We start from the raw sequence: 25925 nt of genomic DNA, 5'->3' as shown, positions 1-25925 counted from the left end.
GCTGGCGCGACGCTAAAAAGGCGCGGCAGTATAGCGCGCCTCGCCGCCGGGCACACCCGCCGGCAGTCAAACCAAGGTCGCATAACAATGATGACGCGACCCGAGGCAACCCGACAAAAATTGGATGGTCATTTTCGAGCAGCAACACTAAAGTGATCCAAGGCCTTTAGGGTAGGACACTCTTATCAGCCCCCCTTTGCACGGTGAGTCAACGATTGACCCATAACGCGATCCAGAATCTATTGCTCAAGCGCTTTATTCTGGCGACGGGCACCTATGTGCTGGCGTTATTGCTGCTATGGCTGGCAATCCTCAGTGGGCACTTCCAGGGCTCGGTGCGCAGTGCGCTGGTAGCCACCGCGTTGGTGATGCTCAGTCAGTCGTTGCTGTTCGCGATCTTCTTCAGCGGGCGCAACCTGCGGTTCCCCGATCCCAGCCTGACCGAAGTCCAGGTGCTGCTGGGCATTGGTTGGCAAACCTGGCTGATCGCCCATCTGGACGCTGCTCGTGGCGCCTTCCTGATCTTTTACGTACTGATTCTGATGTTCGGCCTGTTTCACCTGCCGCGCCGGGCGTTTGTGCGCTGTGCGGCCCTGGTGTTCTTCAGCTTTGCCTGCCTCAACCTGTGGGAAGGCTACCATTTCGAACTGGCCGACCCGACTCTGGCGGCCTTGCAGGTCTGTGTGCTGTTTATTGTGTTGGTCTGGCTGGCGTTGTATGCCAGCTATGTGCAAGCTTCGCGCCTGCGTATGCGCCAGCGCCGGTTTGCCCTGCAGGCGCATCAGGACACGCTGCGCGGGATGATGCGTCAGCTCGAGGATCTGGTGGCCACCGATGAGTTGACCGGTTTGTTCAATCGTCGGCATTTCCTGCGCTTGGCCACCCGTGAGTTGCAAAACATGGAAGCCTCGGTGGAGCATGGCCTGGCGCTGATCGACCTGGACCACTTCAAACGTATCAACGACCTGCATGGCCATGCCGCCGGCGACCAGGTCCTGCAGGCATTTGCCGGCGTCGCCACGGCCTGTTTGCGCGAGGGCGATGTACTGGCCCGGTATGGCGGTGAGGAGTTTGTGTTGTTGTTACCTGATTGCAATCCCGAGCGCTTGACCTCCTGTTGTGAGCGGTTGCGCCTGGCGTTCACCGAAGTGCAGTTGATCGGCCTGTCTGTGCCGGATCTTAGCCTGTCTGCGGGGATGACCCTGCTGGCCGTCGGCGATGACCTCGACGACGCCTTGCAACGTGCCGACCAGGCGCTTTACCGGGCCAAGCGCGATGGCCGTAATCGCTGTGCGGCGGCCTGGGAAAACATCGATGCCTGAAGTGACTGTCGGTGAGCGTCAATGGACGGTAGCGGCGGGCAGCAACCTGCTTGATGCCTTGAATCAGCAGGGTTTGCAGGTGCCTTACAGTTGCCGGGCGGGCAGTTGCCACGCGTGCCTGGTGCAGTGCCTGCGCGGTGAGGTCGGCGACCGTCGCCCGGACGCTCTGAGTGCCGGGCAGCGCCAGCAGGGCTGGCGCCTGGCCTGTCAGTGCGAGGTGCTGGATGACCTGCAGGTGGCGGTGTTCGATCCGCTGCGTGACGGCGCCCCCGCCGTGGTCGAGGCGCTGGACTGGTTGAGTCCCTGTGTGTTGCGCCTGCGTTTGTTGGCCGAGCGCCCGCTGCGTTATCAGGCCGGTCAACACTTGGTGCTGTGGGCCGGCCACGTGGCGCGTCCGTACTCCCTGGCCAGCCTGCCGCAGGAAGACCGATTCCTCGAGTTTCACCTCGACTGCCGACTGCCCGGTGCCTTCAGCGATGCCGCCCGGGCGCTGAAGATCGGAGATTCGATCCGCCTCGGTGAGCTGCGCGGCGGGGCCTTGCACTACGACCCAGACTGGCAAACCCGTCCGCTGTGGCTGCTGGCCGCAGGCACGGGGCTGGCGCCGCTGTTCGGGGTGTTGCGTGAAGCGCTGCGCCAGGATCATCAAGGGCCTATCCGGGTGATTCACCTGGCCCATGATGGGGCAGAGCATTACCTGGCCAAACCCCTGGCGGCACTGGCAGCCAACCGCGCCAACCTGAGTGTCGAGCTGTGGACAGCGGCCGAGCTGTCAGCGGCTTTGGCGCAATTGCGCCTTGTTTCCCGGCAAACCCTGGCCTTACTCTGCGGGAGCCCTGAGAGTGTAGACGCCTTTGCCCGGCGCTTGTACCTGGCAGGGCTGCCGCGTAATCAACTGCTGGCCGATGTGTTCCTGCCGCGTGGTTGAGCTGACTTTCTTTGCATGAGATTGACCATGACCGATGCCATTTTGCTGGAACGCGAAGGCGGGCTGCTGACGTTGCGCCTGAATCGCCCGGACAAGAAAAACGCCCTGACCCGCGCCATGTACAGCCAATTGGGCGCAGCCCTGCAACAGGCGGATACCGACCCTGAGATCAATGCGGTGCTGATCACTGGCAGCCTGCAGTGCTTTACCGCCGGCAATGATATCGCCGACTTTCTCCAGGAGCCGCCGAGTGATCTCGACAGCCCGGTGTTCCAGTTCATGCGCAGCCTGCTGGAGTGCCGCAAGCCGGTGGTTGCCGCCGTTGCCGGAGCCGCGGTAGGCATCGGCACCACGCTGCTGCTGCATTGCGACCTGGTTTATGTCAGCGCCGATGCCAAGTTGCGCATGCCATTCGTCAACCTGGGTCTGTGTCCGGAGTTCGGCTCCAGCCTGATCCTGCCGCGACTGCTCGGCCAGGCCAAAGCGGCCGAATTGTTGCTGCTGGGCGAAGCGTTTACCGGCGAGCAGGCCGCCGCCTGGGGCATTGCCAGCCAGGCATTGCCGAGCGCGGAAGCGACCTTCGCCAAGGCGCGGGAGATGGCGCTGCGCTTCGATCAACTACCGCCGCAAGCTGTGCGCATCAGCAAGCAACTGATGACGGCCCCGGACCGCGAACTGCTGCGCAGGGTGGTCGAGGAGGAGGGCAAGCTGTTCGTCCAACGACTGCGCTCGCCGGAAGCGTTGGCGGCGTTGTCGGGGTTTCTCAAGCGGTCGTGAATGTTGGGTGGTCGCGCGGGCCCCATCGTGGGCAAGCCCACTCCCACCGGGTTCTGTGTTGACCTGGAATCACTGGATCGCAAAGCAAAAAGCCCCGCCATTCACATGGCGGGGCTTTGGTTTTTCAGCGCCTGGTCAATCAGACCATCTTGTCGCCAACGTGCAGGATTTTCATGCCGTTGGTGCCGCCGATGGTGTGGTAGCTGTCGCCCTTGGTCAGGATGACCCAGTCGCCTTTCTCGACCACGCCGCGAGCCAGCAGCTCGTCGATGGCCGCCTGGCTGACTTGCTCAGGTGGCAGGGATGCCGGGTCGAACGGGACGGTGTAGACGCCACGGAACATCGCCGCGCGGGCCTGGGTTTCACGATGCGGGGAGAACGCGTAGATCGGCACCGAGGAACGAATGCGCGACATGATCAACGGCGTGTAGCCACTTTCGGTGAGGGCGATGATCGCCTTGACGCCTGGGAAGTGGTTGGCGGTGTACATGGCGGCCAGGGCGATGCTCTGGTCGCAGCTTTCGAAGACCTTGCCGATGCGGTGGCTGGAGGTCTTGCTGGTCGGGTGCTTTTCCGCGCCGACGCAGATACGCGCCATCGCCTGCACAGCTTCCAGTGGGTACAGGCCGGCAGCACTTTCCGCCGAGAGCATCACGGCGTCGGTGTAGTCGAGCACGGCGTTGGCCACGTCGGACACTTCGGCGCGGGTCGGCATCGGGTTCTGGATCATCGACTCCATCATCTGGGTCGCAACGATCACCGCTTTGTTGTGGCGGCGTGCGTGCAGGATGATCTTCTTCTGGATACCCACCAGCTCGGCGTCGCCGATTTCCACGCCGAGGTCGCCACGGGCAACCATCACTGCGTCGGAAGCCTTGATCAGGCCATCGAGGGTTTCGTCGTCGGCCACGGCTTCGGCACGTTCGATCTTGGCCACCAGCCAGGCGGTGCCGCCGGCTTCGTCGCGCAATTGACGGGCGTATTCCATGTCGGCGGCGTCACGCGGGAAGGACACGGCGAGGTAGTCGACCTGCATTTCGGCGGCGAGCTTGATGTCGGCCTTGTCTTTTTCAGTCAGGGCCGGAGCGGTCAGGCCGCCACCACGACGGTTGATGCCCTTGTGGTCCGACAGCGGGCCGCCGATGGTCACGGTGCAATGCAGTTCGGTGGCGCTGGCGGTATCAACACGCATGACCACGCGGCCGTCGTCGAGCAGCAACTCGTCGCCGACGCCGCAGTCCTTGACCAGGTCCGGGTAGTCGATGCCGACCACTTGCTGGTTGCCTTCGGTCAGAGGATGGCTGGTGGAGAAGGTGAATTGATCACCGATCTTCAGCTCGATCTTCTTGTTGGCGAATTTGGCGATACGGATTTTCGGGCCTTGCAGGTCGCCCAGCAGGGCGACGAAGCGCCCGTGCTTGGCCGCGAGGTCACGGACCAGCTTGGCGCGAGCCTTGTGCTCGTCGGGCGTGCCGTGGGAGAAGTTCAGGCGGGCAACGTCCAGGCCAGCGAGAATCAGCTGTTCGAGAACTTCCGGCGAGTTACTGGCCGGGCCAAGGGTAGCGACGATTTTGGTACGACGGACGGACATGCAAAGACTCCTGAGTTCAAGCGCTGAGTGAGGCTACTATGCTGGGAAGTTGTAGTCATTGTTCGTTTGCACTACTTATTGGATTCTTTATTGAACACGCCGCACTGAAGATTTTTGCCGCCGGGTCGATACAAAGCCCAAGACAGGAGAACTCTCATGCGATTCGTGCTTTTAGCTGCCCTGGCCCTGAGTGTCGTGGGCTGTACCCGTTGGTCGATGGACCATCACCTGAACACCGCCTACCGTGCCTACGACGCCGGCAACTGCGAGCGGGTGATGCTCGAACTGTCCCAGGTCGATCGCAAGAGCCGGGCGCGGCGCTACATCCAGCCTGAAGTGTCGATGTTGCGTGGCCAGTGCCTGGAGCGGCAGAAGCTCTATGTCGATGCCGCCCAGACCTACCAGTTCATCATGGCGCAGTACCCGAACAATGAGTACGCCTACCGTGCCCGCGCGCGCCTGGAAACCTTGCAGTCGCTGGGCTGGTACCCGCCGCGCAGCGCCAGAAGCATTCCCGCGGCATTGTAATGTCGGGTCTCATTTAACCACTGGCCGTGTTTCAGCCTTGAGCTAGTCTCTAGTGAGACGTTTCAGCGGGTCGACCCTGGACGTCGTTGATACCTGAGAACGGCAGAAATAGCGCGAGCGCAACGCGGGGGCGTTCGCACCGTAATCGGGGACAGCGAGCTCGCTCTGCCGGCTCGTTGCGAAGCAGTAGTGCGACCCTGCTCAAGGGCCTTGGCAAAGCGATACTCAGTATGTTCACAGAACGCCGGATCGAGCGGCACCAGTTGCCGTATTTTCTCAAAGTCTTCAACCGTATCACCGACAAACCCATTGGCTACATCGGTAATGTCTCGGAAGACGGGCTGATGCTGATCAGTCAGTTGCCGCTGATGTTGGGGGCGGTCTTTGACTTGCGCCTGAAGATCCCCGACGGCGATGGAGCCTGTCAGGTCATCGACCTGCGGGCCTGTTGCCTGTGGTGCCATGAGGACGCCACGCCCCATCATTACGACGCCGGGTTCGCCCTGCAGAATCCCCCGCCTGAATACGGCCAGATGGTCAGTGCGTTGCAGCGCTATTTCAGTTTTTATCCGGTCTCGGCATCGGCCTAGCCCCGGCCCCAGGCAGGGGCAGCGCTAAAGCACGCCAGCTTTCTTCCAACTCAGGTAACGGGTGACCAGTTCGGTGCCCAGCTCACCGGGGCGGGTGTCCAGCACCGGCACGCCATGGGCGCTCAAGCGTTCATGCTGATCGGCCCGGGCGTTCAGGTAGTCCACCGTGCCGCAGTAGGCCAGGGCTTCGGGCAGGGTTTGCACCGGGACCTGGCGTAGCCGGTCGAGGACTTCCTCGCGCAGGCTCGCCACCAGCACCCGGTGCTGTCGGCCCAGGCGCTGGACCGCGCCGAGCAGGGTTTCGTCAGCTTCATCGCGCAGGTTAGTGACCAGCACCACCAGTGCCCGGCGCTGCTGGCGGGCGAGCAGTTGGCTGGCGGCGGCCTGGTAGTCAGCAGGGCGCTGGCTGCTGTCCAGGTCATAGAGGTTATTGAGCAGCACGTTCAATTGACCGTTGCCCTTACTCGGGGGCAGGTAGCGCGCCTGCTCGGTGGCGAACGTCATCAGGCCGACCGCGTCGCCCTGGCGCAGGGCGACGTAGCTGAGCAGCAGGCATGCATTGAGCGCGTGATCGAAGTGCGACAACTCGCCGTCCTGACTGCGCATCGAGCGACCGCAGTCGAGCATGAAGATGATCTGCTGGTCCCGTTCGTCCTGGTACTCCCGGGCAATCGGTGTGCGTTGTCGGGCCGTGGCTTTCCAGTCGATCTGGCGCAGGCTATCGCCTTCGCGAAACTCGCGCAGTTGATGAAACTCCAGTCCCAGCCCGCGCCGCTGGCGCTGGCGTACGCCCAGCTGGCTGAGCCAGTTGTCGACCGCCAGCAGTTGTGCGCCATACAGGTGGGCGAAATCCGGATAGACCCGGGTGCTGTCCTGCAACGTCAGGTACCTGCGGGCCGACCAAAGCCCCAAGGGCCCCGGCAGGTTGATTTCGCAGCGCTCGAAACTGAAGTGCCCACGGCGCAAGGGGCGCAGCCGGTAGCTGAGTAGGTGAGTCTGGCCGGGATGCAGTTCGACCGTCTGGGGCAATCCCTCGAAGTCCAGCCCATCGGGGACATGATCGAACAGCTGCACGCTCAGGGGCTGTACGTAATCATGTTGCAGGCTGATCTGCACTTCGCTCCAGCGCCCCAGTGCCAGGCTGCCGGGCAGTTGCCGTTGTGCCCTGGGGGAGGGTCGGCGAATCAGGCGCGCAGCGTCGAGCAGGGCCAGCAGCAACAAAGCCAGCAACAATCCCCAGTTAATCGCCAGCAAGCTAGGTGCCACGTCGACGCCCAGGGCCCGGCAGGCGCCCAGCACGATGCTCAGCCCCAACAGGGTGGCGAGCCAGGCCAGCAGCAGACGGGTCGGCTTCATGCTCAGGGCTTCCCAGGGACGATCATTGTCATGGTGCTATTCACAATCTGGGCGCCGGTACCTGGTCAAGCATTAGCTTGAGCACCTGGTCGACGTCCAGCCCTTCGATGTCCAGTTCCGGTGCAATCCGCACGCGGTGGCGCAGCACCGCCAGCGCGCAGCCCTTGATGTCATCCGGGATGACGAACTCACCGCCGCGCAGCAGTGCCCGCGCCCGGGCCACCCGCACCAGCGCGATGGAGGCCCGCGGACCGGCGCCCAGAATCAGCCCCGGCCAACTGCGGGTGGTGCGGGCCAGGCGTACGGCATAGTCCAGTACCTGCTCGTCCAGCGGCAGGTCGCTGGCAATCCGTTGCAGGGCGAGGATGTCCTTGGCTTGCAGCAAAGTGCGCAGCGGTTGCACGTCGAGCATGTCGGCGCGGGTCGAGCGACTGACCTGGCGTACCATGTCCAACTCCTGCTCGGCATCGGGGTAGTCCATGCGCACCTTGAGCATGAACCGATCGAGCTCGGCTTCCGGTAGCGGGTAGGTGCCTTCCTGTTCGATGGGGTTTTGCGTGGCCAGGACCATGAACGGCTGGGCGATCGGCAAGGCGCGACCTTCCAGTGTCACCTGGCGTTCCTGCATGGCTTCGAGCAAGGCGGCCTGGGTCTTGGCCGGGGCGCGGTTGATCTCGTCGGCCAGCAACAGGTTGGTGAACAGTGGGCCCTTGCGCAACTTGAACTGCTCGGTCTGCAGGTCGTAGACGGCATGCCCGGTGACGTCGCTGGGCATCAGGTCGGGGGTGAATTGAATCCGCGCGAAGTCGCCGCCAAAGCAGCGGGCCAGGGCGCGCACCAGCAAGGTCTTGCCCAGGCCAGGCACACCCTCGAGCAGCACATGGCCCCCGGCAATCAAGGCGCTCAACACATCGTCGATCACGCTTTCCTGGCCAATCACGGCCTTTCTCAATTCGACACGCAGGGCTTGCGCCAGTTGGCTGGCGCGTTGCCGTTGTTGCGCTGCGCGGGGTTGGCTAGGCGGTTCGAAGGCTTCACTCATCTGTTCCGGAGCCTTACTAACTGTTAGTAGAGAATTATGGTCCATAAATCAATCACTTACTCAATCTAACGATTTTAGGTAACCTTCTGGCAGTACGCATCCCTAGTATCTGTGCTCCACCGAATGAGCAGAAGGTATATTGACCGGACGCTTCGTGGTTAGACAGTGGCGGATCTATTGGTGCAGGATCATCTCCGAACCAATCCTTAACGAAAAATCTCGAACCAGTGATAGTAGATAACCGGTGTCCTTCTGCATCATACGTCCCTGCTAAATCTCCCGCTGGCTGCAGGAGTTGTCAGAGGCTGGGTGAGCATAATTTGCTACGGACTTTCGGGCCGTACGGGCAGCCACTTGTACCAATGGTGGATCAGTGTGCCGGCGCTGATTGATAACTGACCCACCCTGCCGATTGAAAATTGACCCAGGGCAGATTGCATAGCGCAGGGTAACGCCTCGTTCGTTCAGGCGTTCGATCATGACCTGGAGCTCTTCAAACACCTCCAAAGCTGTGAGGTATGATCGTCGGCGCTTGCCTCACTCAAATCAGGCTTGGAATGATGCTGAAGGTTTTGAAACGCGTCTTTAACGTCCTCCATCCCGACCGCCGTCCGGATTGGGAGCAGAAGCGTGAGCGCGAGTTCATTAAGGCAGCGAACAGCCTCAAAACCCTCAGGGTCACCCCGGAGGGCGGGATGTCCATCGATCCAGAAGAGCTTCGCGAACAGATCGTCACGTCACGTGAGCAGTTGAAGCATCTTGTCCACAAACCAAGAATACCTAGCGGGCCATTCAGTCCCGTGGCACACCAGGAAGCGAGTTCCAGCGTAGAGTCTCCAGACGGTGCCTTGGACTGCATCGAGGTTGTGGCTTGGCGTCGGCTTACCAGTGGCGCTGCTGTGCGCTACACCTGCCTCCAGCGCGTGAGTACAGGTCGATTCGTTGTCGCGGCAGCTAGCCTGTTCTCAGGGGGTACTGAAAGTCTTCCGCCCTGGGTTGACGGCAATATAAACAGGCAAGTCGCTAGCGCCTTCCAGAACAGAGAGTTCCACTGGTACGCGACTGTGGGTGAGGCGATGGATGCCTGGGACGCAGCGCTTTGATATCCCTACAAAACAGAAAGTCTCGTCCGGTTCCGCTTGAGCAGTACGAAGATTACGGTGACATCCCGCCAGAGGGAATGGATCTAGAAGAGGTGGAACTCATCTGGTGGACAGTCGCGCCTAGGATGAGCAAAAAGGAACTACGAAAACGGCTGAAAATCGTCGCTGACGGCTATCGCGATGCCGGTCGCTTCCGGTACGCGGCAGTTTCAGATGCTCAAGGGCGCGGTCGTTACCCTCGGGGCGTCATCAACGTTCTTAAGCAGGTGCTGAAGCCGCGTGGGTTGATGCCTCTGGACACGTCTGATGATGTCCTTTATGTCCAGGTTGAGATCTGGCATCTGTGCATCTCCAAAGCACTTGAGTGGTGCCCGCCGAATGCCCTTCATAGAAAGCTTCGCGGTATGAAGGTTGAGGCTGATCTGGGGTTGTAAGCTGCGTAGTTCGGCTCACTGGCACCAAGGCCCCCAAGTTGGCGGGTTCTCAATGATATCGATTGAGGTACTGAGTTCGTATTGCATGTGCTCGAAGACTTTATCGAGACGAGGATGTGCTTTCGATTCTCGCAACGCGTTCACTAACTCCAGCAGCTCTCTTCCTTGGGCCAATGGCATCTGAATGTCGCAATACACAGTGTCATCGTCGTCTTCTGCCATGCCCATCGCCCCCTCAATCTGTTCTAGGTTTGTGTCTCGCGGCTCTATGCTGCTCCAGGTGTCGCATCTCTGCTTTCCACCTAGCCAGGAATTTATCCCAGTCCGTGGCGTAAGGCCCTTCGACCACCCGTGTCGAACCGATGCTCGCCTGCTTGAAACGCTCCCTCCATGGCTGCGGAATGGTTAGTTCCAACACTATGTCGATGCCGCACTGGTGATGCTGCACCGGCACAGAGTCACGAACTTCATTGAGCTCGAGTGGCTCACTGGTTGATGGCGTGCTGCTTCGTTCCTGGTCGTCGAGATCATTGAGGATCGCCAAGGCATCGGCTGCCTCGGGGTCACCTGGAAGGAATCTGGCAATCTCCCATAGCGCTTCCCGCCTAGTGCGCTCAAGCTTTCGGAGTTCATCGTGGGTCATTTCAGTCTCTTTCAGGTCGGTTGAAGCTGGGCTGCGGTAGTGGCGTGCCACCGTTGGCGGAGGGCTGACGTGAACCAAGCCGTGACAAGCCACGTCTCGGCCCTACGGGCTTTCATCCTCACGCCTGCGCGCTCCGCTTGCTTGATGTTTGCGCCTCTGTGAAATATAGATCGTAACGCACCGTCCCTCGTGGCTCGCAGAAAGCCCTCAAACGCAGGCCAAAATAGGCCAAGCGCTTCAAAAAATGAGGTCTCAATATCCTTCTTCATGAAGCTCATGCGTTTGGCTGCTGCCGGCACGTCGGCAAGTCATAGCTTACCGCCATGCATGGGATGTTATCAGGAGGGTGAGAACTGTCGATGTGTCGATACATCACCTTGAGAGGCGAATCAGCTAACCGCAATGGTGGCTAAACTCAATCACTGATGTTTGCGACTTGACCGCGCTCAGCTAGAGTCTCAGCACGCGTCAGCCCGGCACTCAGCCGCTGAGCAGCTTTCATGGAAGAGCTTATGCACATCCAGCATCTGGAGATTGCGAACTTCCGCAAGCTCCTGTCTGTTCGAATCGACTTAGCAGCCGAGACAACCCTATTAGTCGGAGCTAATAACAGCGGCAAATCTTCTGCCATGCTGGCTCTGCGAAAATTTCTGGTATCCAAAGCCTCCGCGTTTCGCCTTCAGGATCTGACACTTTCTCATTTGGTAACCATAGAGGCGATTGGGCAGGCCTGGGAGGCTGCAGGCGCCATCCCATCGGCCAATGACTGGGCAGAGTGGTTGCCGACGCTGGATATCTGGATATCGGCGGAGCAAGGCGAGCTGCATCACATCCGAGATCTAATACCTAACTTTGCTTGGCGCGGTGGTTTGGTCGGGATGCGGTTTCGGCTCGAGCCGGAGGACATGGAAGACCTCTATGTGGACTACCGCAAGCAGAGAGAACGGGTAGAGATACTGAAGACCGAGATTCAGAGACTGGCTGCCGAAGGCGAGGATCCACCACATTTACCTCTTTGGCCTCAAAGCCTGCACGACTACCTCAATCGACGTCTGGGCAAGATGTTCAAGGTGCGCTGGTATCGCCTGGATCCCGCCCAGCTTCAAGACCCAGATCCGAGAACTCGCTCTGCCAATCGGCAATCACTCTCGGCAACTTCAGTGGCATTGGAGCGCAATCCACTAATCAATCTCATCCGTGTACATGAGATCAATGCTCAGCGGGGGTTCGGTGACAGTGCTGACGAGGGGCATGACGATGGCAAGCAATCTGGTGGTAGAAAGCTTTCTGAACAGCTTCGTGCCTACTACAACCGTCACCTTGATCCAGGAGATAGCCCAGATATTTCGGATTTAGGTGCGCTCAGAGCTATCGAAGCAGCACAAGTGGCTTTCGATACCCGATTAAGCACCAGCTTCGAACCGGCGCTGAAGGAAGTCGCTGGGTTGGGATATCCCAACAACAGCGATCCGAGTATTCGGGTCGCGACCAGACTCGCGCCCACCGACGGGATGAATCACGAAGCAGCCGTCCTGTTTGAGCTCGACTCCATAGGTGGCGCACCTGGCGCTCCTCCCCTTCGGCTGCCGGAGACGTCCAACGGTCTGGGATATCAAAATCTCATTTCGATGATTTTCCGGCTCATGGCGTTTCGAGATGAGTGGCTGAAAAAATTCAGAACTGCTGACGAGCAGAGCGCCGCTGGAGTTGAGCCCATTCATCTGGTGCTAATTGAGGAGCCGGAAGCTCACCTTCATGTACAAGTTCAACAAGTGTTCGTAAAGCATGCCTACCATGTGCTCTGCAGAGACCCTTTGCTTGAGCGTTTCCCAAACTTGAAAAGCCAACTGATGGTGAGCACGCACTCCAGCCATGTCGCTCATGAAGTTGAGTATCAGAACCTGCGGTACTTCCGGCGTCTACCTGCTGGCATGGACGGCGTACAGGTGCCGGTTTCAACGGTATCAAACCTCTCCACCGTATTCGGTAAAAAGCCCCAAACCAAAGATTTCGTCACACGGTATCTTCGGGCACAGCACGCCGATTTGTTTTTTGCCGATGCCGTAATCCTTGTTGAAGGCGCCGCCGAGCGCATGATGCTTCCGCACTTTCTTCGAAAGCATTTTCCTTTCCTTGACCAGTGCTACATCACCATTTTAGACATCGGTGGCAGCCATGCACATCGGCTGCTCCCCCTGATCGACGCATTAGGGATCGTAACGTTGGTCATCACCGACCTGGACGCTGGCAGCCTGAGATCTGCTCAACCAGTCCAGCGAGATGCGGGTCAACAGACGAACAACCCGACGCTACGTCATTGGACAAAAGTAGGTGGCCTGCCCCACAGCGTGGACGCATTGCTCGCTTTGGCGGATGACCTGAAAACCCAGCAGATCGACCAGCTTTTCGCGATCAGAATTGCTTACCAAACGCCGATCAATATCCACCTGCCACTGACCGGTGAACAGGTCGAGATGCTGCCAAACACCTTCGAAGACAGCTTGGTACTTAGCAATGCCTCGCACTTTTCAGCCAAGCAGGTAAGGCGAGGTTTGATGCGTGCGTTTGCTCGGGCCCTGAACGGAGCAGAGAGTTCGAACAACCTTGCCAGTCTTTTATTTGAGTCTCTTCGAGACGGTGACAAAGCCGAGTTCGCTCTACAGGTTCTAGGCGATCCAGGCTTTGCCGAACTCACTATCCCTGAATACATCCGGGAGGGACTGACTTGGCTTCAGTCCAAGCTGGAGCGCAAGCAGCGCGAACTGTTAGTCGTTCCTACAGCCATCACGGAGGTGACGGCGTGAGCACGACGAACGACGGCCTATCCGAAATAGTTCAAAGAGCAGAGCCTGATGCGGCCCTCGATGCCGATCAAATCATCCAGGCCTGCCTGAACCTTGATCGACCGACCAGTTTTTTCCTGTATGCCGGCGCAGGCTCAGGTAAGACGTATTCACTCGTAGAAGCAGTACGCAGCTTCAAGGAACGAGAACGCGAGAGACTCATTTTTGAAGGCCGGCAGATTGCGATCATCACTTACACCAATGCGGCGTGTGACGAGATCTTACGTCGCCTGGAGCATGACCCTCTAGTTATCGTTTCGACCATCCATGCTTTTGCTTGGCGGATGATCCAAGGCTTCAACGATGACATCCGCGAGTGGCTAAGCGTCAAGCTGGGCGAGGATATAGCTGCACTGCAGAGACAGCTGGATCGTTCCAAAGGCGAAAACAAGACAACCCAAACCAACAGAGCCAGCCGAGCCAGAAAAATCCGCCGGCTCGAGGAACTCGAACAGGTAACTACATTTACGTACAGCCCTACAGGCGAAAACAGGGGACGCCAAGCGCTGAACCACAGCGAAGTCATTCAGATGGCCGCAGCGTTCATACAGCAGCAGCCGCTGCGAGATGTCATGACCGACCTACACCCGGTACTCCTAATCGACGAAAGCCAAGACACTTATGGCCCGCTGATGGAAGCGTTCTTGATCGTTCAACAACAGATCCCCGATAGGTTCTGCCTAGGACTACTAGGCGACACCATGCAGCGGATCTACTCCGACGGCAAAGCAAATCTGGAACGGGCTATTCCAGAACACTGGGCGAAACCGGAGAAAAAGATCAATCGGCGATGCCCGACGAGGGTGATCGATTTGATCAACACTATCCGAGCCAGCGCTGACGATCATTGGCAGATCCCTAAAGAGGGAGCCGTTGAAGGCGCAGTACGCATGTTCTGCACCCGCCAAGTGGCTGGCCGAGGCTTTGAGCTGGAGGAGGAAATCGCTCACCGCATGGCCGCATTTACTCAAGACGTGCAGTGGGCAGTGGGTCAGTCAGGGAGAAAGACACTCATTCTTGAGCACAAGATGGCCGGACGCCGTATGGGATTCGAGGGAGTATTTACCCCCCTCCACGCCGCTGAGCACCTCCGAACCGGATTGTTAGACGGCAGCCTTCCTATCTTGAAACTCTTCATGGACGACGTGATGCCCATTTTGGCGTCGGCGCAGCAGGATAGCTTCAGCCTAATGGAGGCCGTCCGGATGCGCTCGCCTCTCCTTGAGCCGCGTCACATGAAGGAAGCTCCCGACCAGCTTGCTTTGATGGAACAAGTCAGTAATGCCACCCAGGAGCTCCTCGCTCTATTCGAGGAGAATGATCCCCTCATCGCTGATGTGGTTCACGTGATCTTGAGCACCGGCCTTTTGAACGTTCCCGACCGCCTGCTGGCCGCGCAACTGCTCGGAGTCACAGATGAAGAACCGCCCGAATCAATCGACCGAGAAACGCTCGAAATCCACGCGTATCAGGTGGTGCTGGGACGCCGTTTCTCTGAGATGGCTGCCTTCGCCGGTTACACCCAGGGCCTGTCACCCTTTGACACCCACCAAGGCGTCAAGGGCTTGGAGTTTCCAAGGGTCATGGTGATATTGAATGACGAGGAGGCTGGGGGTTTTCTATTCAGCTACGAAAAGCTTCTCGGGGTACAACCGCCCTCAGCGAACGACCTAAAAAATCAGCGCGAGGGTAATGACGACTCACTGGCACGCACCCGCCGATTGCTGTACGTAACATGCAGTCGTGCCGAGCAGAGTCTCGCAATCGTGGTGTATACGCCTCAGCCTGAAGTGGCAAAGCAACGCGTGATTGACGCTGGATGGTTGAAAGCTGACGAGATCGAGATCATCTAGACACTGGGTGCTGCTAAGCGGCTACGCTGGCTTTATCCGAAGAGAGAGGTCGATCTATGCCTAACGAATACTCGTTGTCAGACGTGCTGGATAGGATGTATCAAACCAGCTCGCCCTGGAGGCTGCCCTGATGGAGCTGACCCTCCACGTAGAAGCCCACGGACATTCGGATGTAGGAAATAACGTACGTGGTGCCCTGGAGATAATCGGCGAGAACGCAGGCCACATAAAACAGGGCTTGGCGCGTCTCAGTAAGCTCCCATGATCCAGCCGCTTTTTGATTTCGATCTCAAACGCGTATCCCGCACGCACTACATCACTGGCAAGGCTGCAATCAACTTTCCGCACGCTGGAAGCATTACAGGTGGGTGGCATTTCCTGTCCTACTTCAACCGCGATTCGCGGCGTAGCGAAAGTGTCCTTGGCAGGTATTCATTATCCAGATACGACCGATTTCTTTGGAGACGCTGGAGTCATCGACGTAACCGACAAGCTTGCGATGCGAGGCTGGTCAGAAGACGGCAAAAGGCTAGCTGCAGCTGACATGGTGATGAAATGGGTGCTAAGTGATTCTAAGCACTGCAACATCGAGGTCGCTGATTGGTTTCCCTCTTCCGAAACGAAGCAGCGGCTTTTTGAAATCCTGAATTCGGGAAGGCTCAAACTTTTAGATTCTGATAGGCTGAAAAAATTGGAAGCTTGGCTAAGCTCGCAGTAGTCCGAAGGAAAGGTCTGCATGGCAGCCGGCGTATTGCGTCTTAAGCGGGAGCAATGGATATGCGCAAAAACTCCCAGTCGTGGTTTATCCCGCTCCTGATTCTTTTTGCCGTCCTATGGGCAATGGGAAAAAAAGACACGCCTCAAACCCCGGTAGAGCCGAGCACTCTGAGCACGCTTGTATCAACCACGCCAACGTCTCCATCCCCACCCACGCCGACCTCCACAACTGAGCAGTTCGTGAGCGCTGACAACCTCAATGTCCGCGATCAACCAGGCGGAAAGGTCATCTCAAAACTGAAGCGCGGGGAGAAGGTTCAAGTTTTTGAGACCCGAAAGGATTGGGCGCGCATCAGCATTGATGGTCAACCTTCAAAGTGGCTTTCGTCCAAAAGCCTGTGTAGCGGCTCAGACTGCTACGTCGTTTTGAAGCCAAGAACAGCGATTCAGCCGAAACAGCCTGCTCGCCAACAGACCCCAGCTTACGGTTCATCCTGCCCTTGTTCCTCTGGGAACGTGTGTATCGGGCCTCGCGGTGGTCGATATTGCATTACCTCTGGCGGTAACAAACGATACGGTGTCTGATCTGCTGTTCACCATTGAGACAATCTGCAAAGATCACACCTAGTTACAGTCCAAAAGGTCACATATGCCAGCGTTCAGAGGATGCACTGATGAAGGTGTTCATAAGCTCAGTAGTAAGAGGATTCGAGCAGTTCAGAGCCGCCGCCAAAGACGCGGTGGAGACACTGGACATGAAGCCGGTCATGAGCGAGCACTTCGGAGCGCGAACCTATTCCTCGGAGCACGCCTGCCTGACAGAGGTCGACCAGTGCGACGTTTATATCCTGATTCTTGGCGCTAACTTCGGCTATGAACCTCAGCCAGGTCTCTCGGTTACGCAGCAAGAATTCCACCAGGCAGTGAGCAAGCGTAAACCGATTTTGGTCTTCATCCAGCAGACTGACTTTGACGCGAAGCAGGCCGTGTTCGTCAACGAGGTGTCTGACTACAAACAAGGTTTTTTCAGAGCCTCATTCTCAGACCCCCAAGAGCTGTTGAAAGCCATTGTCCAGGGCCTGAGTAGAATGGAGAAATCCAAAAGCGCAATTTCTGAGAAAGCCTTTCACGAGCGCATTACAGATGCATCAAGCGCTCGCTCCTACGGCGGTCACTCCTATGCGCCACAGCTTGAGTTCGCGTTTCTGCCACAGCCCGTTGAGCAGCACGCTGTGCACGGAGCGGCCCAACGCCGTGATGAGATTTTCCATAGCTTCCATAACCTCGGCTTGGCGAAGTTCAAGCAAGGTTACGAAGACTGGGATGACAAGTTGTTCACAGGACTGAAGTCCGGAGACACGTCTTGGCGCGTTTTTGACGACGGGCTCGTCCTTTTGGAAACTGACGCAAGTGTGCCAGTCGAGGGGCGTACGGCTGGTCTCTATTTCGTGTCTCCGACCAACCTATCAAAGTTAATTATGTCCTGCTTCGAGGTGGCCGGATTCAACAGCGGTTGGTATCGCATTACCTTGAAGAATTTAGACATGGCGAAGATAGAAGAGCCGCCAGCGACTGCCCCCAGCAGCTATTCGATGCCTATGCGCCGTGAAAAGCTCGTTAGTGAGTCACGACTTTTCATCCCTGCCACACGGCCCATCGTGGAGCAATGGATACAGGAAAGCATCGTAAGAATGGCCAGAAGTTTGGCTTATTGATCAGTGACACCCGTGCCTCTGTCGCTTTGAGCCGATGGGGGCTTTTAATCGTCAACGTGCCACAGGCGCCCAACAGTGCTTCTGGGTAATTCCAGGTGCCGGCAGACCTCTGCCTGAGAAAGACCTTCTGCCTTGAGTTTGCGTACTGCCTCGAGCCTTTCTGCGGCTGCGATTCTCTGAGGCGTGATGATCTTCTGCGGCTCGGCAGGCAGCGCTTCATCAAGAACTCCTAGCCGCATGAGTTCTATCATCGATTCATTCAAGACAGAGCGTGCTGTCTTGCCCTCGTCGGCTGCGGCCACCAGTGTGAGCAGCGACAGAGGCGTTAGGCCCAACGCATGAGCCAGATCCGCACTCAGATCAATAGTCGGTGTCGTCGTCGCAGCCTCCAAGCGGCTTATGTGAGCTTGGTCAGCTTGATGCTGGAGGTCTACTTGCGATAAGCCATTTCGAATCCTCAGCCACTGTAGCGTCGCCGCATAAGCCTTCCGCAGGGACATCCAACCTACCTCTCCAAAAAGAGACGGTATGACCCGTTTGATAGATCCCACACAAATGCATATAATCATATCGATGGGATTTCTGGCTTATTGCCCGGTATTTTGCGTGTTCGCAGAGCCTGGTTTTTGGGTTCGCACCATGAGGATCATCAATTTATGGGTAATTCTTCGGAGCATGAGTTGCTCCGCGAGGGAGAGATATCGTCCTTTGGAACAGAGCTGCCTCAAGCCGAAATAGAGGCATTGGTGGCGGATCGTTTCGGTCGGAAACCCTATTGTTTGGTCGAGGATTGGCTGATCTTTCATGTGGACGAGCCTCCTGAATCGCTCGCCAGGGTGCGCACCATAGGCCTGCAGACAATGTTCCTTTATTCCCATTGCGTCACCTACGACAGCCAGGGCCGGTTCCCTCCAGGGGGCTGGGTACGCTCGACCCTATGCAAATCATTCGATGGCGTTTGCCTGTTCGAGACGCGAAACACGATCTATGTGCTGGTGGGTCAGGGACGCGAGATGAAGGCCTCGCTGAAGACAATATTCGGCTTATGTTAATTGCAGGTGCGCTGAGCGGGCCTGCTTCAAACGAGATACATGATGTTCAGGATTAGCATGCAAGACCAGGCTGGCCCGGTGGGAATGTTTGGGGACGGTCTCGCTCACTTTCACGCCGTGTCACGATCTCTCGCAACGCATTGGTATCACGTCAGTCTCAAGCGCCGGCACGATGAAAGATTCATGGCTTATGAGGAGATGGTCAGCGATGAGCCTCGCCTCGTGGAGCTACTGATCTCCCAAGACGAAAGCATGGTCATTCAGGAAGTCCAGGTCGTCACCCCAGCCTGGATGAACAAAGGTTCGAGCTGGAAAATGGAAAAGCTGACCTCCTTGTCCATGGGGTTCAATCAGGTGGAAGTGCCGATCTGCGTTCTGCAGGTCGAGAGTGGTGATTTGTACGTCAATACGCATCAGCGCGACCTAGATGTTGCAGCCCTGGTTGGGGTCAGAGAGCTATATCGGCATCGTTCTGAGACCACCGGTTTAGCATCAGCGTCGGAGGCCGTGTAGCTATGGACTACATCAATACCGTCGCAGTCGATTTACACGAAAAGCGCTACTCGGACTTTGACCTTCTTCGTATCGCCGAAGCAGTCAATCAAGACTATGACGGGCTGGTTACGGCCTACCTGGTGAATGTCCATATTCATGCGTGCAGTGCCGTTGGCGTTGTGTTCAGTCACATTTGCCCTGGGCCGTACCAACGATTTGCAGATGGTAGGCTGATTCGGACATCGGACATTCAGTCCGTTACGAAGCAAGGTAGGTTTTGGGTGATCAACACGGTCAACTCGAAGTACGTCGTTGCGACGTTCAGGCGGGACGTCGGGCGCCATAGCTTGCGAGAGTTCATGCGTATTGCGGGAGACAGGTACATCCCAACGCCTGATCGCCTCCAATAGTCGTTGATCGTTGTTTTGGGCTTGCCCCTCTTCAGGGACGGGTGTAGTGAACCAACCCCGGAAAAGCCGGGTTTCTGCCCTGGCGGGCTTCTACCCTCAGGCCTCTGGCTCATTTAGCGCCTGCGCGCTCCGCTTGCTATCTTGATCGTCAGATTCACGGGGTGGCTTTCAACCCCTGATCAGTCCGGACACTATGGATCAGCAGCCCGACCTCTTTGGGCGACCCAAAACGGCTGTAAAGCCTCAGCCGCCCCTATATCCAGTGACGGACATTTTAAAAGGTTAAGTCTTCATCACTGAGGGGCAAGTGCGCTACTGGCAGTTTTGGCGTCAAAGCTTTATGAATGCCCTCAAGCCGACCTAACATCTCGTCGAAGGTAATTACCAGGACATCCTTGAGGCTGTTCCGATACTGCTCGAAGGCTCGCTGCTCACCAATCTTTGATGGGGTACGGCCAATGATGACAATGGCCGCCACGGCATGTGCGTGGACACGGTCATCGAGATCCTCGCTCAGACCGAGAATGTTCTTCTGCAGAACGCTTCGCTGGCTAATGACCTGGGCCACGGATCCACCGAGCTCGTAAGATGGTACGTAGGTCTTGCGGTAGGCTTTTCCGAGTAGGTCGTGCTGAGGGTGTTTGATCTCGATCAGAGCAAGGTTTCCGGTGGCCTTTGCAGCCATCAGGAAGTCGGAATACTGGCCCCCTTGACCTCTGATGTCCTTACCGCCTACATAGGGCTGTTCTGCAATCATCTTGACGGGATAACCGAACGCCATGTCGAGTACGAAAGAGTGCTCACGCAAGAAGCGTTGCCACTTATTCTCGGCGGCGTTGCTTTCCAGCATTTTCCGGTACACCTCAATGAGTTCGCCGAGCGTTATTAGCTCGATCTCCGACTTCAGCTGATACAGGGTTTTCGGTGCAGATTTCGCCAGCGCGGAGACGCTTTGCTGGGCAAGCATGACTGCCTGCTTTTGATCTTTGGGTGATAGACGAGGTGCCACTGACCCCAGCGCTACAAGATTTGCAAGAAGATCTGGCGGGAGCTTGCGTTCACGTGGAGGATAAAGCTCGGGGGCCGCTTTGTGCAGGAGCCCCGTGTAGCAAACAAGTTTTTTGTCGGCAGCGGTTTCTCGCTGATGCCGTTGAGTTAGCCGATCAAGGCTTCGCTCCATTTTCTCAAGTTGAGCAACGCCTAAACAGAATTGATTGCCCTCGATTTTCGCATCAAAATTCCCTGCCCCACCATGCAGAAACAGTGTGTCGATCCCCTCCAGATCATTTAAAGCCTGGACGATATATCGGTACTCGTAGTGGAAGCCGAGACCGTAGCGCCAGTCTTTGGTGAGCCCTACAGGGAGAAGTCCTAGTAAATCCTCAAGCTCATCCTGATTGTTAGGATGTGGATATTCCTGGAAGACGGGGCGAGTGATCACTATCGACTGGATGGTGTCGTACTTGGGTTTACCGTACTCAGAGTGCTCCGAGCGGGCGTTGATAGGATAAATGGTCAAATACTCGGAGGTGACCATTAATAAAAGATGCCAGCCCGACCCATTGTCTAGCAGAGGTACATCGCTGTAGAAAACGAGTGTCGGGCCATAGAAGTCATTTTCGTTGTATTCGCCCGACTCCAGCTCTTCGAGTTCTCCCTCGCTCAATCCTCTCGCTTCGCCATGGTCGAAACGAAGGAATGGGCCGCCATCCACGCGCTGTTGCATGGCGTACTGTGAGGGGCGCATAGATGGCATGTGCTTTCGTCCTTGATCGAGATATGGTTTCTACTTGCCCGCGCACTGACGGGGCGAGTGCGAGTCTAACGAGCCGCTAGTGTCTTGGAGAAGGGATTGACGGGAGCTTGGCCGGAGAGAACGGTATAACACTGTGATGGCTCCGAGTCGTTTATGTTTTAACTGAACATGCCAGCAATAATCCTGGCGTCGAGCAAGGCGTGGTGAGGCAGCTCTTCACCCTCGCTAGTCGGAGAAAGGGTCGTTGCGTCAGTAGGGAAATTACGAACGATTCTGGGCCATCGTCCGTCCTCATATACCAGGTCGCAAAAAAGCTCCCAATCGTACTGAGGGGCATCAGTGACGATCTCGACCTCCTTTTTGAACGACGTCAGAAACCTGAGCAGCGACATCCTGGCTTCAACAATGGGCAATGCGTAGCTCCCACCCCACAGCTGGGGAAGCACGATTTCCTTTACGAAATCACTGCAGTCTTCTTCTCGCCATGTGTCGAGCAATTCCACGTAGAATTCGCGCCCATCCTCAGCCACCAATGCGAGTGATATCAGCTTCGCTGCTGCTGATAGCCGGGTAAACTCGCAATCAAGAAAGAGCCTCATGTTAGAACTCCGCAATGGCTAGGGCTCGCCTGAATATGGCGCAGGAAAGTCAGCTATGGAAAATGGCCCTCGAGCATCTTGGCTCAGACGGACTCCTCCAAGCGGTCATAGAAATGTGGGGCCGCGCCGCCCCTCCACCCAGACCATTGGTTGAACACCTGTCCACCAATGAGGTGAGTCAGGACGTTTTGAGCATACTGAAAATTGCCCAGCAGCGGGTAGGTGCCATCGTGCCAGGTCGAACGCCTGATGCAGGCACAGTCACGCTATACGCTCGTCACGCTAGCAACTTAATTGATGGGCTCATTACACTGCTGCCAAAGGCGCAGCTTTCGCGAGCCTTGCGAGGCTCTTGTATTGAAATCGAATTGGGGATTTGACGTCCCCGCAGGCTCCCCGAACACCGGTCAGCAACAATCCTATTAGAACTTGCCCAGCGAAATGCGTCCCTTTGAGATGTTCTATGAATTCTGAATTAACTGAAGAAGAAATGCGCCGTGCTCTATTTGGTACGCCTCAGCCCGAAGAGCAAGTGTCTGCTCCTCAAGTAAAGGAGCATGTGCCAGAAGTAGTGCCTACAGAGCCCGCAGCAGCGCCCCAGATGAAGAAGAAAGCGTCAAAAGCTTTTACGCCTAGGCTGCAGGTCACTCTCAGGGTTGGAAGCGAATTTGAGGGAAAAATGACCGAGTTGATTCACGAGGCTGATACGTTGAGCTCGTTGCTTGCTGAACAAGAGGCCGTGAAGGCCGCTAGGAAGAAGTACAAGTATGTGGACGTTGTCTCGGTCAAGTCTATGTAGAGGCGCCAAGGCTTTCTCCCGTCAAGGCAGTCTCTTTAGGACTTATGAGCAAACCTCATGAACCCTTGCTGATTTCCCCGTCTAGTCCATATTCGTAAGCTCGCTTACTGTTCTCTCAACGCAAAATGTCGGGAGATCGAAATGCACAAGCGCACGCTCGGAACCAGTTCACTTGAAGTCTCTGCCTTGGGTTTAGGCTGCATGGGCTTGAGCCATGGCTACGGCCCCGCTACGGACACCCAGCAAGCTATCTCATTGATTCGCTCGGCAGTTGATCTAGGTGTCACGTTCTTCGATACCGCCGAGTTCTACGGCCCCTATCTCAATGAGCAAGTTGTCGGCGAAGCGCTGGCGTCAGTTCGCGATCAGATCGTGATCGCCACAAAATTCGGCTTCGCCGTCGGCGCCGACAATACAAAGCAGACTTTGGACAGCCGGCCCGAACGTATTCGACTCGCCGTCGAGGGTTCGTTGCGTCGATTGAAAACCGATTATATCGATTTGCTGTATCAGCATCGGGTTGACCCAAACGTGCCCATCGAGGATGTAGCCGGTGTAGTAAAAGATCTAATTGGTGAAGGCAAGATCAAGCACTTCGGTCTGTCGGAGGCTAGTGCGCAAACCATTCGCCGCGCCCATGCGGTACAACAGGTCACAGCGCTGCAAAGCGAATACTCGCTGTGGTGGCGCGAGCCTGAGAAGGAGATCTTGCCGACGCTTTGGGAATTGGGTATCGGCATCGTGCCGTTCAGCCCGCTAGGTAAGGGTTTTCTCACCGGCACCTTATCGGCAGAGGCCACTTACGGCAGTGACGATTTCCGCAGCATTGTCCCGCGTTTCAGCCATTCGGCGCTGCAAGCCAATCAAGGTCTGGTGGTTTTGATCCGGCAGATCGCTGCGCAGAAACAAGCCACCCCTGCGCAGATCGCGCTGTCTTGGCTACTGGCGCAGGCGCCATGGATTGTGCCGATTCCGGGAACGACCAAACTGCATCGCCTGGAAGAAAATCTCGGCGGCGCGGACATCACGCTCGATGCGGGCGACCTCAAAGCGATTGATGTTGCATTGGCGCAGATCCGCATCGAAGGCGAGCGTTATCCCGAAGCACTCAAGGAACGCGTCGGGCGATGAGCAACGATCACGACCCGCTGCGGCGTAAGGTCATCGCCGCACTTGCGAGCGCGCCGCTACTGTCGCTTGCTGACACGCAAACCACCAGTGAAGCACCGCGTTCAGGCTCTCGAATTCTGGTGGCGTACTTTTCTCGCTCTGGCAATACACGCGTGGTCGCCGGGCTGATTCAACGCGGCCTTGGTGCCGACCTCTTCGAGATTCGCCCGGTCCACGCCTACCCCGAGGATTATCTGCAAACCGTGGAACAGGCGCGTCAGGAGCGTGACAACGGCTTCGAACCCGAGATGCAAAGCAAGGTTCACGCCCTCAACGAGTACGACACGATTTATCTCGGCTTTCCGATCTGGGGTGAAACTGCGCCGCCAATCATCCGTGCTTTTTTGAGTGCTCACGACCTAACCGGCAAGACCCTCATCCCCTTGAATACGCACGGTGGTTACGGCCTGGGCAACAGCCACCATGTTCTCGTAACACACGCGCCCAAGGCGAAAGTGCTGGAGGGCTTTGTGATGGAGGGTGAGCAGGAGCGCAAGACCATGGAACGCGTGAACGGCTGGCTGAGCAATCATCCCCTCACGCGCTAATCGAATTCTGTACGGAGTGACATCATGAAAATCCGCACGCTGGGCAACGGCCTTGAAGTTTCCGCACTCGGCCTAGGCTGCATGAGCATGACCTCGGCCTACGGGCCACCAGCCGACAAAGCCACCATGATCAAGCTGATTCGTTCGGCGCACGAGCAAGGCGTCACGCTATTCGACACCGCTGAGGCGTATGGCCCTTTCGCCAATGAAGAGCTGCTGGGTGAAGCCTTACAGCCGATCCGCGAGAAAGTGGTGATCGCCACAAAGTTCGGCTTCGATATTGACTTGATCACTGGCGCACGTGGCGGCGGCACCAACAGCCGCCCGGAACACATACGCGCTGTGGCAGAGGCATCGTTGAAGCGTTTACGTACTGACTGCATCGACCTGTTTTATCAGCACCGCGTTGATCCGCAGGTGCCGATTGAAGACGTGGCCGGCGCCGTTAAGGATTTGATAGCCGAGGGAAAGGTCAAGCATTTCGGTCTATCCGAGGCGGGCGTGCAAACTATTCGCCGGGCACATGCGGTGCAGCCAGTGACGGCGGTGCAAAGCGAGTATTCGCTGTTCTGGCGTGGCCCGGAACAGGAGCTCCTTGGCACACTGGAGGAACTGGGTATTGGCTTCGTTCCGTTCAGTCCACTTGGCGCAGGCTTCCTCACGGGGCAGATCGATCAGAACACCCAATTTGACGCGAGCGACTTCCGCAATTTTGTCCCCCGTTTTTCTCCTGAGGCGCGTAAGGCCAACCTGGCGTTGGTCGATGTGGTGAAAGCCGTCGCGCAACGCAAAAGCGCCACGCCGGCGCAAGTGGCACTCGCATGGTTGTTGGCGCAAAAACCGTGGATTGTGCCGATCCCAGGCACGACCAAACAACATCGGCTGGAAGAGAATCTTGGCGCGGTTGAACTGCAACTGACGGATGACGATCTGCGCGTGATCAACGAGCAGATGGCCCAGATTCAAGTGCACGGTGAACGCTTGCCGGAGTCGGCGCTGAAGATGACCGGACTCTGAGTCTGCCCAACGCGGCTCCGTGTTTCGAGCCGCTTCATTGCCTGACCGGAGTTGATCCAATGAACCGATTGATCGCACCACTTGTCGCTTTATCACTCATGACCGTAGAAGCCCAAGCCGCCAGCGAAATCCGCGTAACACCGAATGGCTCACAGCCCTCGATCCAGGGTGCGGCGCAAAACTTTACCGGCACGGTGCGCGTGGATGGCCTGTTCAAGGGAGAACTGCCAGCACGCATCGGCGGCGGCACGGTAACCTTCGAACCCGGCGCACGAACTGCGTGGCACACCCATCCACTCGGGCAAACGCTGATCGTCACAGCGGGTGTCGGCTACGTGCAGCAAGAGGGTGGCCCGCGTCAAGAAATCCGTCCGGGGGACATTGTCTGGATTCCGCCAAATGCCCGCCACTGGCATGGCGCCACGGCCAGCAACGGCATGACCCACATCGCCATCGCTGAAGCCGAGGACGGCAAGACCGTCACCTGGGCGGAGCAGGTCTCTGAGGCGCAATACGCTGGTAAATGAAGTTACGGAATGTGTCGAAACTGCTCGCACGGCATCTATGACGCAAACAGTCATTCGTCCTCTAGGCCCCGCACCAGCGGGGTCGCGCCGGGATTTCGGCGATTATCACA

At 57.3% G+C, this 25925-nt stretch carries 27 protein-coding genes and 2 pseudogenes; 21 read left to right on the top strand and 8 right to left on the bottom strand.

All coding sequences use genetic code 11. The features are described 5' to 3' along the window. Positions 1 to 215 precede the first annotated feature (215 nt). The 3 genes from CKW24_RS05135 to CKW24_RS05125 are packed head-to-tail and all read left to right on the top strand — an operon-like array spanning position 216 to position 3027. Positions 216 to 1322 (top strand): diguanylate cyclase, encoded by a 1107-nt coding sequence (locus CKW24_RS05135; protein WP_095165812.1) that lies wholly within the window; start codon positions 216 to 218, stop codon positions 1320 to 1322. Next, on the top strand, positions 1315 to 2250 hold the full coding sequence (locus CKW24_RS05130; protein WP_095165811.1) for an iron-sulfur-binding ferredoxin reductase: 936 nt from the start codon (positions 1315 to 1317) through the stop codon (positions 2248 to 2250). The genes CKW24_RS05135 and CKW24_RS05130 overlap by 8 nt, the downstream gene beginning before the upstream one ends. A gap of 27 nt (positions 2251 to 2277) precedes the next feature. After that, a complete protein-coding gene (locus CKW24_RS05125; protein ID WP_095165809.1) occupies positions 2278 to 3027 on the top strand; it encodes an enoyl-CoA hydratase-related protein in 750 nt (249 codons plus the stop codon). A gap of 139 nt (positions 3028 to 3166) precedes the next feature. Here CKW24_RS05125 and pyk read toward each other — a convergent pair whose 3' ends face one another. After that, positions 3167 to 4618 carry a pyruvate kinase gene (pyk, locus tag CKW24_RS05120; RefSeq protein ID WP_095165807.1) on the bottom strand — a complete coding sequence of 484 codons (1452 nt, stop codon included), beginning with the start codon at positions 4616 to 4618 and terminating at the stop codon, positions 3167 to 3169. A gap of 156 nt (positions 4619 to 4774) precedes the next feature. Here pyk and CKW24_RS05115 point away from each other — a divergent pair, with 156 nt between their 5' ends. Continuing rightward, complete coding sequence (locus tag CKW24_RS05115) at positions 4775 to 5146, top strand: hypothetical protein (RefSeq protein WP_095165805.1); 372 nt, start codon at positions 4775 to 4777, stop codon at positions 5144 to 5146. 230 nt (positions 5147 to 5376) lie between these two features. After that, entirely contained in the window at positions 5377 to 5736 is a 360-nt protein-coding gene (locus CKW24_RS05110) for a PilZ domain-containing protein (protein WP_095165803.1), read from the top strand. 24 nt (positions 5737 to 5760) lie between these two features. Here CKW24_RS05110 and CKW24_RS05105 read toward each other — a convergent pair whose 3' ends face one another. Both CKW24_RS05105 and CKW24_RS05100 read right to left on the bottom strand, forming a co-directional pair. Then, entirely contained in the window at positions 5761 to 7092 is a 1332-nt protein-coding gene (locus tag CKW24_RS05105; RefSeq protein WP_095165801.1) for a DUF58 domain-containing protein, read from the bottom strand. A gap of 40 nt (positions 7093 to 7132) precedes the next feature. Further along, the gene (locus CKW24_RS05100; RefSeq protein WP_095165800.1) at positions 7133 to 8134 is read right to left on the bottom strand and encodes a MoxR family ATPase; all 1002 of its coding nucleotides are present in this window, start codon (positions 8132 to 8134) and stop codon (positions 7133 to 7135) included. Positions 8135 to 8652: 518 nt separating this feature from the next. On the opposite strand from CKW24_RS05100, the gene CKW24_RS05095 reads away from it, so the two are divergent. Together CKW24_RS05095 and CKW24_RS05090 are read left to right on the top strand one after the other, a co-directional pair. After that, on the top strand, positions 8653 to 9237 hold the full coding sequence (locus CKW24_RS05095) for a hypothetical protein (RefSeq protein WP_256585401.1): 585 nt from the start codon (positions 8653 to 8655) through the stop codon (positions 9235 to 9237). Between the two features lie 92 nt (positions 9238 to 9329). Continuing rightward, entirely contained in the window at positions 9330 to 9671 is a 342-nt protein-coding gene (locus tag CKW24_RS05090) for a hypothetical protein (protein ID WP_143501138.1), read from the top strand. A 15-nt stretch (positions 9672 to 9686) separates the two neighbouring features. Here CKW24_RS05090 and CKW24_RS05085 read toward each other — a convergent pair whose 3' ends face one another. Continuing rightward, complete coding sequence (locus tag CKW24_RS05085; protein WP_095166132.1) at positions 9687 to 9893, bottom strand: hypothetical protein; 207 nt, start codon at positions 9891 to 9893, stop codon at positions 9687 to 9689. Between the two features lie 13 nt (positions 9894 to 9906). Beyond that, positions 9907 to 10314 carry a hypothetical protein gene (locus tag CKW24_RS05080; protein WP_095165796.1) on the bottom strand — a complete coding sequence of 136 codons (408 nt, stop codon included), beginning with the start codon at positions 10312 to 10314 and terminating at the stop codon, positions 9907 to 9909. A 512-nt stretch (positions 10315 to 10826) separates the two neighbouring features. On the opposite strand from CKW24_RS05080, the gene CKW24_RS05070 reads away from it, so the two are divergent. The 6 genes and pseudogenes from CKW24_RS05070 to CKW24_RS05045 all read left to right on the top strand — a co-directional run bounded on the left by CKW24_RS05070 (position 10827) and on the right by CKW24_RS05045 (position 17442). Then, positions 10827 to 13118, top strand: coding sequence for an AAA family ATPase (locus tag CKW24_RS05070; RefSeq protein WP_095165792.1), 2292 nt, complete (start codon positions 10827 to 10829; stop codon positions 13116 to 13118). Continuing rightward, complete coding sequence (locus tag CKW24_RS05065; protein ID WP_095165790.1) at positions 13115 to 15010, top strand: UvrD-helicase domain-containing protein; 1896 nt, start codon at positions 13115 to 13117, stop codon at positions 15008 to 15010. The genes CKW24_RS05070 and CKW24_RS05065 overlap by 4 nt, the downstream gene beginning before the upstream one ends. Before the next feature lie 56 nt (positions 15011 to 15066). Then, positions 15067 to 15275, top strand: a pseudogene (locus tag CKW24_RS28350) (hypothetical protein). Then, positions 15272 to 15728: pseudogene (locus CKW24_RS05055) on the top strand (hypothetical protein). Before CKW24_RS28350 ends, CKW24_RS05055 begins: the two co-directional pseudogenes overlap by 4 nt. 53 nt (positions 15729 to 15781) lie before the next feature. Beyond that, on the top strand, positions 15782 to 16312 hold the full coding sequence (locus tag CKW24_RS05050) for an SH3 domain-containing protein (protein ID WP_371917572.1): 531 nt from the start codon (positions 15782 to 15784) through the stop codon (positions 16310 to 16312). Between the two features lie 89 nt (positions 16313 to 16401). Then, positions 16402 to 17442, top strand: a complete 1041-nt coding sequence (locus tag CKW24_RS05045) for a DUF4062 domain-containing protein (protein ID WP_020308631.1) — start codon at positions 16402 to 16404, stop codon at positions 17440 to 17442. Between the two features lie 44 nt (positions 17443 to 17486). Here CKW24_RS05045 and CKW24_RS05040 read toward each other — a convergent pair whose 3' ends face one another. Then, a complete protein-coding gene (locus CKW24_RS05040) occupies positions 17487 to 17942 on the bottom strand; it encodes a helix-turn-helix domain-containing protein (protein WP_032673167.1) in 456 nt (151 codons plus the stop codon). 156 nt (positions 17943 to 18098) lie between these two features. Here CKW24_RS05040 and CKW24_RS05035 point away from each other — a divergent pair, with 156 nt between their 5' ends. From CKW24_RS05035 to CKW24_RS28345, 3 genes are read left to right on the top strand one after another with little or no spacing between them, the layout of a single operon-like run. After that, the gene (locus CKW24_RS05035; RefSeq protein ID WP_095165789.1) at positions 18099 to 18494 is read left to right on the top strand and encodes a hypothetical protein; all 396 of its coding nucleotides are present in this window, start codon (positions 18099 to 18101) and stop codon (positions 18492 to 18494) included. 42 nt (positions 18495 to 18536) lie between these two features. Further along, positions 18537 to 19007, top strand: a complete 471-nt coding sequence (locus CKW24_RS05030; RefSeq protein WP_095165787.1) for a hypothetical protein — start codon at positions 18537 to 18539, stop codon at positions 19005 to 19007. A gap of 2 nt (positions 19008 to 19009) precedes the next feature. After that, positions 19010 to 19399 carry a hypothetical protein gene (locus CKW24_RS28345; protein ID WP_095165785.1) on the top strand — a complete coding sequence of 130 codons (390 nt, stop codon included), beginning with the start codon at positions 19010 to 19012 and terminating at the stop codon, positions 19397 to 19399. A 274-nt stretch (positions 19400 to 19673) separates the two neighbouring features. On the opposite strand, the gene CKW24_RS05020 is transcribed toward CKW24_RS28345, so the two are convergent. Both CKW24_RS05020 and CKW24_RS05015 read right to left on the bottom strand, forming a co-directional pair. Then, positions 19674 to 21155 carry a Shedu immune nuclease family protein gene (locus CKW24_RS05020; RefSeq protein ID WP_095165783.1) on the bottom strand — a complete coding sequence of 494 codons (1482 nt, stop codon included), beginning with the start codon at positions 21153 to 21155 and terminating at the stop codon, positions 19674 to 19676. A gap of 158 nt (positions 21156 to 21313) precedes the next feature. After that, complete coding sequence (locus CKW24_RS05015) at positions 21314 to 21754, bottom strand: 3'-5' exoribonuclease (protein WP_095165781.1); 441 nt, start codon at positions 21752 to 21754, stop codon at positions 21314 to 21316. A 463-nt stretch (positions 21755 to 22217) separates the two neighbouring features. Here CKW24_RS05015 and CKW24_RS05005 point away from each other — a divergent pair, with 463 nt between their 5' ends. From CKW24_RS05005 to CKW24_RS04985, 5 genes are all read left to right on the top strand, one after another. Continuing rightward, entirely contained in the window at positions 22218 to 22553 is a 336-nt protein-coding gene (locus CKW24_RS05005) for a hypothetical protein (protein ID WP_095165777.1), read from the top strand. Between the two features lie 141 nt (positions 22554 to 22694). After that, the gene (locus CKW24_RS05000; protein WP_095165775.1) at positions 22695 to 23684 is read left to right on the top strand and encodes an aldo/keto reductase; all 990 of its coding nucleotides are present in this window, start codon (positions 22695 to 22697) and stop codon (positions 23682 to 23684) included. After that, positions 23681 to 24271, top strand: a complete 591-nt coding sequence (locus CKW24_RS04995; RefSeq protein WP_095165774.1) for a flavodoxin — start codon at positions 23681 to 23683, stop codon at positions 24269 to 24271. The genes CKW24_RS05000 and CKW24_RS04995 overlap by 4 nt, the downstream gene beginning before the upstream one ends. Positions 24272 to 24295: 24 nt before the next feature. Beyond that, positions 24296 to 25288, top strand: a complete 993-nt coding sequence (locus tag CKW24_RS04990; RefSeq protein WP_095165772.1) for an aldo/keto reductase — start codon at positions 24296 to 24298, stop codon at positions 25286 to 25288. Positions 25289 to 25347: 59 nt separating this feature from the next. Continuing rightward, the gene (locus CKW24_RS04985; RefSeq protein ID WP_095165770.1) at positions 25348 to 25815 is read left to right on the top strand and encodes a cupin domain-containing protein; all 468 of its coding nucleotides are present in this window, start codon (positions 25348 to 25350) and stop codon (positions 25813 to 25815) included. Positions 25816 to 25925 lie beyond the last annotated feature (110 nt).

This window comes from Pseudomonas sp. Irchel 3H3, from assembly GCF_900187635.1.
Lineage (GTDB): Bacteria > Pseudomonadota > Gammaproteobacteria > Pseudomonadales > Pseudomonadaceae > Aquipseudomonas.
The sequence above is the reverse complement of the archived record's forward strand: the minus strand, read 5'-3'. Positions and strand labels throughout refer to the sequence as shown.